Source organism: Agathobaculum sp. Marseille-P7918, from assembly GCF_900625105.1.
GTDB lineage: Bacteria > Bacillota > Clostridia > Oscillospirales > Butyricicoccaceae > Agathobaculum.
Genome location: NZ_UYYD01000002.1, coordinates 352,322 through 365,260, shown reverse-complemented (window position 1 = coordinate 365,260; position 12,939 = coordinate 352,322). Strand labels below are relative to the sequence as shown.

The 12,939-nt window shown below is 59.6% G+C and carries 10 protein-coding genes; 4 read left to right on the top strand and 6 right to left on the bottom strand.

Annotated elements, in window-relative coordinates; translation table 11 throughout:
* Window positions 1-2 precede the first annotated feature (2 nt).
* The 3 genes from speE to speD form a co-directional block, all read right to left on the bottom strand.
* Entirely contained in the window at window positions 3-860 is an 858-nt protein-coding gene (gene speE, locus EJL02_RS05270) for a polyamine aminopropyltransferase (RefSeq protein ID WP_125115362.1), read from the bottom strand.
* A gap of 18 nt (window positions 861-878) precedes the next feature.
* A complete protein-coding gene (locus EJL02_RS05265) occupies window positions 879-2,339 on the bottom strand; it encodes an aminotransferase class I/II-fold pyridoxal phosphate-dependent enzyme (protein WP_125115361.1) in 1,461 nt (486 codons plus the stop codon).
* A 261-nt stretch (window positions 2,340-2,600) separates the two neighbouring features.
* Window positions 2,601-3,371 carry an adenosylmethionine decarboxylase gene (gene speD, locus EJL02_RS05260; RefSeq protein WP_442857999.1) on the bottom strand — a complete coding sequence of 257 codons (771 nt, stop codon included), beginning with the start codon at window positions 3,369-3,371 and terminating at the stop codon, window positions 2,601-2,603.
* 526 nt (window positions 3,372-3,897) lie between these two features.
* Between speD and EJL02_RS05255 the strand changes: the two genes are divergently transcribed.
* Both EJL02_RS05255 and aroF read left to right on the top strand, forming a co-directional pair.
* Window positions 3,898-4,593 (top strand): peptidoglycan recognition protein family protein, encoded by a 696-nt coding sequence (locus EJL02_RS05255; protein ID WP_164510299.1) that lies wholly within the window; start codon window positions 3,898-3,900, stop codon window positions 4,591-4,593.
* A gap of 132 nt (window positions 4,594-4,725) precedes the next feature.
* Window positions 4,726-5,742, top strand: coding sequence for a 3-deoxy-7-phosphoheptulonate synthase (gene aroF / locus EJL02_RS05250; protein WP_125115358.1), 1,017 nt, complete (start codon window positions 4,726-4,728; stop codon window positions 5,740-5,742).
* A gap of 49 nt (window positions 5,743-5,791) precedes the next feature.
* Here the strand turns inward: aroF and EJL02_RS05245 are convergent, their stop codons facing one another.
* Window positions 5,792-6,913 carry a DUF362 domain-containing protein gene (locus EJL02_RS05245; RefSeq protein ID WP_125115357.1) on the bottom strand — a complete coding sequence of 374 codons (1,122 nt, stop codon included), beginning with the start codon at window positions 6,911-6,913 and terminating at the stop codon, window positions 5,792-5,794.
* Window positions 6,914-7,048: 135 nt separating this feature from the next.
* On the bottom strand, window positions 7,049-7,891 hold the full coding sequence (locus EJL02_RS05240) for a polysaccharide deacetylase family protein (protein WP_125115356.1): 843 nt from the start codon (window positions 7,889-7,891) through the stop codon (window positions 7,049-7,051).
* A 167-nt stretch (window positions 7,892-8,058) separates the two neighbouring features.
* Between EJL02_RS05240 and EJL02_RS05235 the strand changes: the two genes are divergently transcribed.
* Window positions 8,059-9,783, top strand: a complete 1,725-nt coding sequence (locus EJL02_RS05235; RefSeq protein ID WP_164510298.1) for a stalk domain-containing protein — start codon at window positions 8,059-8,061, stop codon at window positions 9,781-9,783.
* Window positions 9,784-9,821: 38 nt separating this feature from the next.
* On the opposite strand, the gene EJL02_RS05230 is transcribed toward EJL02_RS05235, so the two are convergent.
* Window positions 9,822-10,154, bottom strand: coding sequence for a BofC C-terminal domain-containing protein (locus EJL02_RS05230; RefSeq protein ID WP_125115354.1), 333 nt, complete (start codon window positions 10,152-10,154; stop codon window positions 9,822-9,824).
* Between the two features lie 312 nt (window positions 10,155-10,466).
* On the opposite strand from EJL02_RS05230, the gene EJL02_RS05225 reads away from it, so the two are divergent.
* Window positions 10,467-12,920, top strand: coding sequence for a transglycosylase domain-containing protein (locus tag EJL02_RS05225; RefSeq protein ID WP_164510297.1), 2,454 nt, complete (start codon window positions 10,467-10,469; stop codon window positions 12,918-12,920).
* The last annotated feature ends 19 nt before the right edge of the window (window positions 12,921-12,939 follow it).

Here is a 12,939-nt window from a genome sequence, read left to right as displayed (position 1 = left end):
AGTTACTCCTCTACTTTCTCCAAAAGTTTTTGAACGTAATTCGGCAGATAAAACGCGCCTTTGTGCAGGTTGGTGTTGTAATACTTGGTTTCAATGCCGCGGGCATTCCATGCATCCGCGTCGAGGTCGTGCACCGGGTGCACGCCGCGCGACGAGAAGCCGAACAGCCAGTGGCCGGACGGATAGGTCGGGATGTGCGCCTGGAACAGGCGGGACAGCTCGAACGAATGGACGATGTTGCGGTGCGCGCGCTGGCAGGCGAGCGCGTCGCCCTTGTAGAACGGGCTTTCGTGCTGGTTGACCAGCACGCCGTGTTCTTTGAGCGCCTTGTAGCAGTTGCCGTAGAACTCCATCGTGAACAGGCCTTCGCCCGGGCCGAACGGGTCGGTCGAGTCGATGATGATCAGGTCGTACTCGTCCTCGATGCGGCGGACGTATTTCAGCCCGTCCTGATAGAGGATGTGCACGCGCGGGTCGTCCAGCGAGCAGGCCACGGTCGGCAGAAATTCCTTGCACACCGCAACCACGCGCTCGTCGATCTCGACCAGGTCGATGTGCTCGATGTGCGGATAGCGGCACAGCTCGCGCACGCAGCCGCCGTCGCCGCCGCCGATGACGAGCACTTTTTTGATCTCGTCGCCCAGCACGGCGAGCGGGACGTGCACCATCATTTCATGGTAGATGAATTCGTCGCGCTCGGTCAGCATCATATAGCCGTCGAGCGTCAGGAACCGGCCGAATTCCTCACATTCGAACACGTCGATGCGCTGGAATTCGCTCTGTTCGGTGTAAAGCTGCCGATCGACCTGAATTTGCAGGCCGACGGTCGGCGTGTGCATTTCGGTAAAGGTTAATCGCATGAATCAAGACTCCTTGCGTCAGTCGCAGGGGCTGATAACGCCCCGAATCACCTGTAGGTTGTTCACATCCGGATCTTCGGTGCCGAGCAGCATACAGTTTTTCTCTTTTGCATAGCGGATATAGTCCAGAATTTCGCGGGTGATGCGCTCGCCCGGGGCGAGGATCGGAATGCCGGGCGGATAGCACATGACGAACTCGGCGCAGATGCGGCCGGAGGCGTCGTTCAGCGGCACGGTCTGCTTGTCGGCATAAAACGCCTCCTGCGGGGCAGCGACCACCTGCGGGGAGATGTACTCCTGCCGCATCAGGGTTGCCTTGTCCCGTTTGTAGCGGCGGCGGATGTCGGCCAGCGCCGCGACCAGCCGTTCGAGGTCGCGCTCGCGGTCGCCGACCGAGACATAGGCGAGCAGGTTGCCCAGGTCGCCGAACTCGGTCTGGATGTCGTAAAAGTCGCGCAGCACGTCGTAGACCTCGATGCCGGCAAGGCCGACGTCCAGCGTGTTGACGGCGAGCTTGGTCACGTCAAAGTCGTACACCGTGTCGCCGTTGATGAGCTCGCGGCCGTAGGCGTAGTAGTCGCCGATCTGGTTGATCTCGCCGCGGGCGTATTCGGTCAGGTTCGTGACCTTGCGGAAGATCTCCTTGCCGTAAAGCGCGAGGTTTTTGCGCGAAATGTCCAGGCTGACCATCAAAAGGTACGAGCCCGAGGTGGTCTGCGTCAGGTTGATGATCTGGCGGACGTATTCCGCGTTCATGGACGGGCCGCACAGCAGAAAGCTGGACTGCGTCAGGCTGCCGCCCGATTTGTGCATGGAAACCGACGCCATGTCCGCGCCCGCGGCCATCGCGGACACCGGCATGTTTTCGCCGAAGTAGAAGTGCGTGCCGTGCGCCTCATCGGCCAGCACCTTCATGCCCTTTTCGTGCGCGAGCCGCACGATCTCCTTGATATCCGAGCAGATGCCGTAATAGGTCGGGTTGTTGACCAGCACGGCCTTGGCGGACGGGTGCTTTTCGATCGCGGCCTTGACGTCTGCGACCGACATGCCCAGCGAAATGCCCAGGCGATCGTTCATCTGCGGGTTGACGTAGATCGGGATGGCGCCGGTCAGCACGAGCGCGTTGATGACGCTGCGGTGCACGTTGCGGGGCAGGATGATCTCGTCCCCGCGGGTGACGACGCTTAAGACCATCGACTGCACGGACGAGGTCGTGCCGCCGACCATCAGAAAGGCGTGCGCCGCGCCGAAGGCCTCGGCGGCCAGCTCTTCCGCCTCGCGGATGACGCTGACCGGGTGGCACAGGTTGTCGAGCGGCTTCATGGAGTTGACGTCCACGGTCATGCACTGCTCGCCGAGGAACTTGGTCAGCTCGGGGTTGCCGCGGCCGCGCTTGTGCCCGGGGACATCAAACGGCACGATGCGCATATCTTTAAAGTGTTCGAGCGCCTCCTTGATGGGCGCGCGGGATTGATCCATAGGGATGCCTTCTTTCGGCGGGAATATTACGCGCGAAGCGCGCATTTTACAGGAAATTACGTATCACGGAATTTCCATCAAAAGCGCGGGCTTTGCTCGTGCTTTTGATACCCCGACCCAGCGGCCTTGGGCCGCGTCGTTCGGGTATCGAAAGACGGTTTCTTCGGAACCGGCTTTCGTATATAGGGGACTTGTCCTCATTTCATTCGCGCGCGGCGCGGGAAAAATGATAGGGGCCTACGGGCTGAAGTCCCCTATACTTTAGTAGACGTTTTTGCCCGAGAAAATCTCGATCATTTCGCGCCGCAGGTCGGAGTGGATCTTCAGGCGCGTCTTGGGCGGCAGCTCATAGATGTCGGTGTTGAACAGATAGTTCTGCAAATCGACTTCCTTGAGCAGCATGCGCGTGTGGAACAGGTTGGACTGATAGACGTTGACGTCGTAGGCGTCATAGCGGTCGAGCGTTGCGGGGTCAATAAAGTCCTGAATCGAGGTGATGTGGTGGTCCATGAACAGCTTTTTGCCCTCGATGTCGCGCGTAAAGCCGCGCACGCGGTAGTCCATGGTGATGATATCCGAGTCAAACGAGCCGATCAGATAGTCGAGCGTGGACAGCGGCGTGATCTCGCCGCAGGTCGCCACGTCGATATCGACGCGGAAGGTCGCAAGGCAGGTGTCCGGGTGGTACTCAGGATAGGTGTGCACGGTGACATGGCTTTTGTCCAGATGCGCCACGATCGTGTCCGGCTCGAGGGCGGGCTTCATGTGCTCCTCGGCGATCAGGAAGGTGACCGACGCGCCCTGCGGGTCGTAATCCTGCTTGGAGATGTGCAGAACATGCGCACCGATCATCTCGGTGACGCGCTCGAGGATGCCGGTCAGGCGCTCGGAGTTGTACTGCTGGTCGATATAGGCGATGTAGTCGCGCTGTTCGCGCTCGGTTTTTGCATAACAGACATCATAAATGTTGAAGGAAAGCGCCTTGGTCAGGTTGTTGAACCCATAGAGTTTGAGTTTGTTCTGCATATCCATATCCTCACAATAAATAAAAAAGTCCTCAAGCAAAAGAAAAGCCCCGCGATCGGCGGGACGTACTTTCACTTGAGGAAGGCAATCTCTCTCTTGGTCCGGTCGGGGCCGGACAGTCTGTATCTGGAAGAGGAAAGAGTCTATATAGCAAGAATCTACTTTTACTACTCTTATTGATTGTTTCACAAGTGTGATGTGCCCCGCGGCACACGGCTTTTAGTCAGCCAACTTATAAAATTCAATAAGGCAACAAAGTTGCCAAGTGCGGCATTTGACCCGGCTGTCCGTATGGCCTTGGCGCCTTCCGGGGGAAGGGCGGTCAAAGAATTCTGCTGAAAGGCTTTGCCTCTCCGAGTGAATATTATTATATCGTACAAAACGCCGGATTGCAAGGATTTCTTACAGTTTTTACGCACCGCAGGCCGGTGTTTTGCGGGTACACAAAAAGTTTACAGTCGAACCTTTGAAAATAAGGGCGAATCGTAGTACAATAAAGCATACACAGTACATGTTGGGGAGTTCTTACATCGTGAAAGTAACAGGGTTTCGCACCAAGCGAAAGGGAAAACGCAAGACAAACGGCCGCGTTTTGCTGTTGGCCGCGCTGGTGGTCGTCTCGTTTCTGGCGGGCATGTTCACGCACAGCGTCATCAGCCGGCCGCCGCAGGCGGACGCGGGCCTGTCTTATATAGAGGATATCCCGGTCTATACCGATTACATTCCGGAGGGCAGCCGCGCCCGTCCGGGCGAGATCCGGGAGATCAAATATCTGGTTATCCACGAGACGGATAACTTTTCCGCCGGCGCGGACGCCGCGGCGCACAATTCCTTCATCCATCAGAACGCCAATGCCGAGACCGGCATCGTTTCATGGCACTACACGGTGGACGATCACGAGATTTACCACCATCTGCCGGATAACGAAACCGCCTATCACGCGGGCGATCAGATGGAAAAAAACGGCGGCAATATGAACGGCGTGGGCATTGAGATGTGCGTCAACGAGGACGGCAACTATGAGCAGACGCTCATCAACACGGAAAAACTGTGCGCGCGCTTGCTGCTCGAATACGATCTGAATCCGGATAAGGCGCTGAAAAAGCATCAGGATTTTTCCGGTAAGGTCTGTCCGGCAAAGCTCATTAACGACGGCCGCTGGGATGAGTTCTGCGCGGCGGTGAAGCAGAAATACGAAGAGCTGAAAGCGGCGCAGGCAAACGGTTAGCGCTGTGCAACTGCGTGCAAAAATCAAACGAAACAACAGGGCGTTTTGTAGAAAAACGCCCTTTCTTTTTGTGCACTTTGGTGATATACTGGCAGGGCATATTATTTTTACGAACAAAAGGAGTGAATCGAAATGATCGTTGTACTCAAGCAAAACAGCGACAAGGAACGTGTGGAACGTCTGATGCAGCATTTTACGGATATGGGGCTGAGAATCAACTATTCCGAGGGCGAGCATACCACCATCCTTGGCCTGATGGGAGACACCACGCAGATTGATGAGAGGGATGTTCTGGCCTATGACGTGGTCGAGCGCGTGCAGCGCGTATCCGAGCCGTTCAAGGCTGTCAACCGCAAATTCCACCCCGAGGACACGATCCTTTCGGTCGCGGGGCGCAAGATCGGCGCAGGGTATTTCAACGTCATGGCAGGCCCGTGCTCGGTCGAAAACGAGGCGCAGATCATCGAGGTCGCCGAAGCGGTCAAAAAGGCGGGCGCGTCCTTCCTGCGCGGCGGCGCGTTCAAACCGCGCACCTCGCCCTACTCCTTCCAGGGACTCGAGGCCGAAGGGCTCAAGCTGCTGCTCGAGGCCAAGCGCCAGACCGGTCTGCCGATCGTGACCGAGATCATGAGCGAAAAGCACCTCGACCTGTTCGCGGATGTGGACATCATCCAGCTCGGCGCGCGCAACATGCAGAACTTCATGCTGCTCAAGGAGCTCGGCCGCTCGGACAAGCCGATCCTCTTAAAGCGCGGCCTGTCTGCCACGATCGAGGAGTTCCTCATGGCCGCGGAATACATCTTCGCGGGCGGCAATCAGAACGTCATCCTGTGCGAGCGCGGCATTCGCACGTTTGAAAACCTGATCCGCAACAATCTGGACATCTCCGCCGTGCCGATGGTCAAGATGCTCAGCCATCTGCCGATCATCATTGACCCGAGTCACGCCGCCGGCCGGCGTGATATGGTGCAGCCGCTGTCGCGCGCGGCGATTGCCGCGGGCGCGGACGGCCTGATCATCGAGGTGCACAACGATCCCAAGCACGCGCTGTGCGACGGCGCGCAGTCGCTCGACATCCCGCAGTTTGACGGCGTGATGGCGGATATCCAGCGCCGCGTGGCGTTTGAAGGCCGCGAAATGCAAGGATAAAACAAAAAGAGGAGCATTCGCTCCTCTTTTTTGTTTATGGTCAGCGGTTTCAGATCTTGATAAGCTCGTACTGGCGCGTGCCCAGACCGATCTTTTCCGCGTGCTCGAGTCCGGCCTGCCAGTTGGTGTCCGGATGCGCGGCGTGGAAGTGGTCGGCCTCGTCGTGGATGTGATGGCGCTCATGCTCGTCGCACAGCAGGCTGGCCGGGTTGACCGGCGCGGCGTTGACCGCGTCCACGCAGGCCTGATCGAGTGCGACCGGGTCAAAGGACGCGAACATGCCGATGTTCGGCACGATGGCGACGTCGTTTTCCGCGTGGCAGTCGCAGTTGGGCGACACGTCGATGACGAGCGAAATGTGGAAGCACGGACGGCCGTCCACGACCGCCTTGGTGTATTCCGCGATCTTGCGGTTGAGCACAATGTTGGATTCGTCATACGCGCAGCCGATGGCGTCCTGCGGGCAGACCGCGATGCAGCGGCCGCAGCCGACGCACTTGTCGTGGTCGATGTGCGCCTTTTTGTCCGTGATCGTAATGGCGCTGTGCGCGCAGATGCGCGTGCACATGCCGCAGCCGACGCAGGGGTCCTGATCGACCTGCGGTTTGCCCGCGTTGTGCTGCTCCATCTTGCCCGCGCGCGAGCCGCAGCCCATGCCGATGTTCTTGAGCGCGCCGCCGAAGCCCGCGTTTTCGTGGCCCTTGAAGTGGGTCAGCGAGATGAACACGTCCGCATCCATGATGGCCTGTCCGATCTTGGCTTCCTTGACGTATTCGCCGCCCTCGACCGGCACATAGGCCTCGTCCGTGCCCTTCAGGCCGTCCGCGATGATGACGTGGCAGCCGGTGGAGAACGGCGAAAAGCCGTTGAGATAGGCGGAATCGAGGTGGTCGAGCGCGTTCTTGCGTCCGCCGACATACAGCGTGTTGCAGTCGGTCAAAAACGGCTTGCCGCCGCGCTCCTTGACGAAATCCGCAACCGTTTTCGCCCAGTTCGGCCGCAGGAACGCGAGGTTGCCCGGCTCGCCGAAGTGGATCTTGATGGCGGTGAACTTTTTATCAAAGTCGATCTGGTCCATGCCCGCCGCTTTCATCAGGCGGGTCAGCTTTTGCTGGAGGTTTTCCGTCAGCGTCGTGCGGAAGTCCGCAAAATAAACCTTGGCTTTCTCCATAGGGGTTCGTCCTTTCCTGTCTGGTTTTGTCCTGTTCCCAGTATAACACAGGAATACAAGGCAAAACAAGCAAGTTTGCCCGCAAAGGCGGCGGCACCCAAAGCGCCGCCGCCTTTGCGGATGGGGCAAACCGGTTCAGCAAGCGGCAAGGTCGGCCAGGCTGCCGAAGGTGTAGCCCTCGTTCTCCCAACGGGTGAGCAGCTCGTCGAGGATGCGCGCGTTGGTTTCACTCGTCGAGTGCAGCAGCACGATCGCGCCGTTATGGATGCGCGGCAGCAGCTTTGCAAAGGCCTGTTCGTCGGTCGGCTGGTTGTCGGTGTACCAGTCCACATACGCCAGCGACCAGAACACGGTCGTGTAGCCGAGCGCCTGCGCCTGCTTGAGGTTTTCCTCGCTGAATTTGCCCTGCGGCGGGCGGTAGAACTTCTGCATCGGCTGGCCGGTCAGCGCGGTGAACTTCTCCTCCAGCCCGTTCAGCTCGGCGGCGAAGGCGTCCGCGTCCGCGATCGAGGACATATCCGGGTGGTGCAGCGTGTGGTTGCCGACGATGTGCCCTTCGTCCACCATGCGCTGCACGAGTTCGGGCGCGGAGTCGATGAAGTTGCCCACGACGAAAAAGCACGCGGGCGCGTTGTGCTTTTTCAGCGCGTCCAAAATTGCGCCTGTGTTTCCGTTTTCGTAGCCCGCGTCAAAGGTCAGGTAAATGGTGTTTTTTGTGGTGTCGCCCACATAATAGGCGTCCCATTGCCGCAGCGTGTCGGCTGATACGTTGCCGACCGGCGGTTGGCCTTCGGTCTGGAAGGACAGGCCCCAGTCGCTGATCGACGTCGGCACGGCGCTTTGCGCGTCGGCCGCGGCCTGCGCGGATGCACCGCCGTCGTCGTGCGGCACCAGGAAAAACAGCGCGGCCAGCAGCGCGCACACGCCCGCCGCCGCGCCAATGCGATACAGCGTGTCGCGGGTGATGGTGATGAACATAAGTAAACGCCCCCTTGGTGATACGGTATGCGCGTTCCGCGCCCGATATGCCGCGGTCTCTGGGCAAACTGCCTGCTTTTTCGCGGGAAAACTGGAGAAAACACAAATGGACGGTGCGGGCGGCGGGGCGTACAATAAGGGTAAGGATAGAAAGGGGGCAAAAAACCATGAAACAGAAGAGGAAACGCTGGTTGTCGCTCGTTCTGGCGATGGTGCTGCTGTGCGGCGCGCTGCCCGTGGCGTCCGCGGCTGAGACAGGCACGCCGCTCTATGCGCAGCTGGGATTCGAGAGCGCGGATGCGCTGATGGAGGGGTGGATTTTTGGCCCGGTCGATTACGAGTGGGTGACGGAACGGTATGCGGTCCACTTGGCCGAGCTGACCGCCGACCCGGACAAGGCATTCGAGGAGGGGTATGCCGGCTGGGACTGGGCGATGGCGGAAGAATACTACGGCAGCCGCGAGGAGTTCCTGCGCTATGCCGCGATGCAGCTGGTGATGATGGAAAGCTATGCCTACATCCCGCCCGTTTCCGTGCAGCTGGACGGCAAGACAGTCGATTTTCCGGACGCACAGCCGGAGATGAAAAACGACCGCACGATGGTGCCGTTCCGCGCGATCGCGGAAGCGCTGGGCGCAACAGTCGATTATGACAGCGGCGCGGTCACGGCGGTCAGGGACGGCGTGCGCTGTGATTTTGCGCTCGGCGGCGGCATGCTGACGCTGTCCGATGAGGAAACCGGCGCGGTGCTCAAAACGACGCAGCTGGATGCCGTCCCCTATGAAAAGGAGGGGCGCACCTATGTGCCGGTGCGGTTTTTTGCCGAGGCCTTCGGCCTGACCGTGCAGTGGGACGATTACCAGCAGGTAGCCGTATTGTATGACCGGGACGCGCTGGTCGCGCAGGTGGACGAGCGGTTTTCCGTCGTCAACCGGTGGCTGGCCGCGCAGCCCGTGCGCGACCCGGCGCAGACCATGCGCACCGCGCTGGCGCTGCGGGTATTGTTTACCCAGCTCAACTCGATCGACGGCGACGAGACCACGACGCTGCTCGACGGCACGCTCGAGGTCGTTGACGGCAGCGGCGGCATGACGGTGGACGTGCAGGCCGACCTGCACGGGCTGGTGACGCTGTTTGCGCGGGAATATGACCAATATGGTTGGGATGACGAGCAAACGCTGTCCGCGCAGCTGGCCGCATGGCAGGATCGGCTGCAAAACGCCCGGCTGGAGATGATCTGGGATGCGGAAAACGGCACGCTGTACCTGCGCTGCCCGCTGCTGATGGCGGTGCTGGAAGGGGCTTACGGCGTATCGCTGCCGGGGGATCAATGGATCGTTTTTGCCGATGTGATGGATGAATTGGCTGGGGTGGAAAGCCCGCTGCTCGAGACCGTGTTTACGTTCGATATGTCGTCCGTGGGCGCGATGGTGGTCGGCGCTGCTGAGCAGAATTGCACGCAGACTTACAGCACTTTGTGGGATGAAGTGCAGCAGGCGGCGGATGCGGCCGCATATCTTGCGGGCGACGATTGCTTCACCCAGAGCGGTACACGGTACACAGCGAAGCTGTCCGTGCCGCTGCCGGCGGAAGAAGGGTATGCTTCTGCTACCTATACGCTCGACCTGTCGGACGGCAGCATCGAGGGCGAGGCGGCCTGCCGCCTGCGGGACTGGGACAGCGACGCGCTGGCGACGCTGACCTTTGCCGGGGACACGCGGAAAGGCGAAGCGGCGCTGACCGCACATGTGAAAAACGACAGCATCACCGAGATCGCGCTGTCGTGGTCGCAGCAGAACGCCCCCGCGGGCAGCGAAGTGCAGCTGCCGGACCCGGATCAGGTTGTTACAAGCGACGAGATCGCAAAAATGCTGGACAGCGCGGCATCATAAAAAAGATGCAAAAAACGACGGGCGTCTGCCCGTCGTTTTTATGAGCTGTAGTCCTCGAGCAGGCGCGCCAGCGCCTGTGTGTCCGACAGCAGCACGCCCTGCTCGAGCGCTTCGCGGTCGGCGGAAGGCAGCGTGCGCACGTCGATATCCGTGCGGATGACGACCTCGCCGCCGCGCGAGACAACCAGACGGCCGTCCTCACTCTGCGCCACATAGGGCAGTTCGGTCGTGCTGGCGGGCACGGCCGGGGCGGAAAACCAGACGCGCGCGGCAAAAAAAGCGCTGATGAGCGCCGCCGCACAGGCCAGCAGCGCGATGCGCCGCTGCCGCCGGGCGCGCAGCATGGCGAGCATGTAAAACCCCTGCATCATGGAAATGACCTCCTTTATTCCGGGAGAATTTTCTTGCAGTATGCCCCGAATTGCGGAAAGTATTCCGTGCCGGACGTAAAATTTGTTTGGAATTTGCGGAATAATGTGGTATAATAGCCGCGAACGACTGTTGTTATCCTCGGAGAGGGCGGAAAAAGCCTGCTTTTAAAACCCCTGTTTCTGTGGTATAATGACGGAAAGAAGATAAAAAACTGCGTATTTTGATAAGATATCGGGAACAAAACGGACGGCTGCTGCGTCCGACCTGATAAGACCCGCGGCATGGACCCGGCGGGCAAGGAGGAAACCGAATTGGCAACTGGCAAAAGAAAAGGATCTGGCGTCTGGTATGCGATATCCCGCGTGCTGCTGACGCTGCTGCTTATCGGTGTGCTTTGCGCCTGTTTCTGCGGCATTGCATTTGCCTACTATGTGCATGCGTATATCAACCCGTCCGCGCAGGAAACCGCGGAGGACCTGAGCAAGGGCCTTGGCCTGGATCTCAACTCTTTCATTTATACGGTGGACTCTGAAACCGGGGAGGAAACGCTGTATGAAACCATCCGCGGCACGGAAAACCGCATTTGGGTGGACAGCGAGGACATCCCGGACAACCTGAAAAACGCGGTGGTCGCCATCGAGGACGAACGCTTCTACAAGCACCACGGTGTGGACTGGAAGCGCACCTTCGGCGCGGTGTTCAACTGGCTGGTCGGCGACGATCAGTACGGCGGTTCTACCATCACCCAGCAGCTGATCAAAAACGCGACCGACGAGAACGATTATTCGGTCAAGCGTAAGGTTAACGAGATTTTCCGCGCGCTCGCGCTCGAGGATGAGATCGGTGACAAGGACCGCATCCTCGAGATGTACCTCAATACGATTTACCTCGGCTATAACTGTTACGGCGTCAAAACCGCCGCGACGACCTATTTCGGCAAGGACGTTTCCGAACTGAGCCTTGCGGAATGTGCGGTGCTGGCGGGCCTGACCAACAACCCGTCGATCTACGATCCGTACAACCATCCGGACAAGGTTAAGGAGCGTCAGACGGCCATCCTCGGCAAAATGCTCGAGCTGGGCATGATCGATCAGGCGACGTACGATGCAGCGGTCGCGGAAGAGCTGAATTATCGCCCCTACGAGCAGTATCAGCAGGATATCAGCGACGTATATTCCTACTTTACCGATGCGGTCATCAAGGACGTAACGCAGGATCTGATGGAGCAGAAGGGCTATTCCGAGCAGGTGGCCAGCAACATGGTTGCCTCGGGCGGTCTGAAGATCTATGCAACGATCGACCCTGAAATCCAGCAGATCGTCGATGAGGTCTGGGCGGACGACTCGGTATTCCCGACCACGGAGAAATACGGCGAGCGGCCGCAGAGCGCCATGGTTATCACGGACAAACAGGGCAACATTGTTGCCATTGCGGGCGGACGCGGCGAAAAGACCGAAAATCTGGCCTTCTCGTATGCAACCGATGCGCGCCGTCAGCCCGGTTCTTCGTTCAAGCCGCTGTCCACTTACGGACCGGCGATGGACAAGGGCATTATCGTGCCCAGCACCACGGTTTACGACAAGCCGCTGGAGATCGGCGACGACGGCAAGCCCTGGCCGATGAACGACGGCAAGATGCCGACCGGCAACGCCATGACGATCAAGAGTGGTATCACCAGCTCGGTCAACACCATCGCCGTGCAGGTGATGAGTATGCTGACCCCGCAGGCTTCGTATGATTTCCTGACCCAGCGCCTGGGCTTCGGCGACGCGCTGGTGGGCAGCCGCACCTATGAGGACGGCACGGTCAAGAGCGATATCGACTATTCGCCGCTGGCACTGGGCGCGCTGACCGACGGCGTGACCGTGCGCGAGATGGCGGGCGGCTTTGCCACCTTCATCAACGAAGGCGTCTACGGCGGTACCCGCACCTATACCAAGGTCGAGGACTCCGAAGGCAACGTCGTGCTGGAAAACAACCCGAGCACCGATCTGGGCTTTGAGAATGTGCGCACCGCGTACTATATGCTCGAGTGCCTGCAAAACGTTACCGCATACGGTACCGCGTCCGGCACACAGATCTCCGGTGTGGAGACTGCCGGCAAGACCGGTACCACGACCTCCAACACCGATATCTGGTTCTGCGGCGTAACGCCGGAGTATTCGGCTGCGGTTTGGGTCGGTTATGAGCATAACTACACACTCAACGGCTTGTACGGCCGCAACGCTGCGGCGATCTGGCTGAAGGTCATGCAGAAGGTGCATGAGGGCGATTCCGGTCTGGTATTCGACTCGCACCCGCAGGACTTTGAGACCGTGACCTACTGCATGGATACCGGCTTGCTGGCGTCCGGTGCCTGCCGTGCGGCGGGACGCGCCGCTTCCGGCCGCTTCTGGAAGGATCAAGTGCCGACCGAGACGTGCAGTCATCAGGGCATCACTACGAAATACAACTTCGCGACCGTCGGCGTGACTGATTGGGCGGACGAAGAAGAAGAGGAACCCGAAGAGCAGCAGAAGCCGGACGAACAGAAGCCGACTGATACCAACGATCCTTCGATCGATCCGGAAACCGGCCAGACGGTCACCCCGACTGATCCGGAAGGCGGTTCGACGGGCGGCAATACCGGCGGCAACGCAGGCGGAGAGACCGGCGGCAATACCGGCGGCTCGACGGGCGGAGAAACCGGCGGCTCGACCGGTGGCGAGACCGGCGGCAACACCGGCGGGGAGACCACACCGCCGCCTGACGACCCGGAGGCATAAAATCCGCCGGAAGGCATAG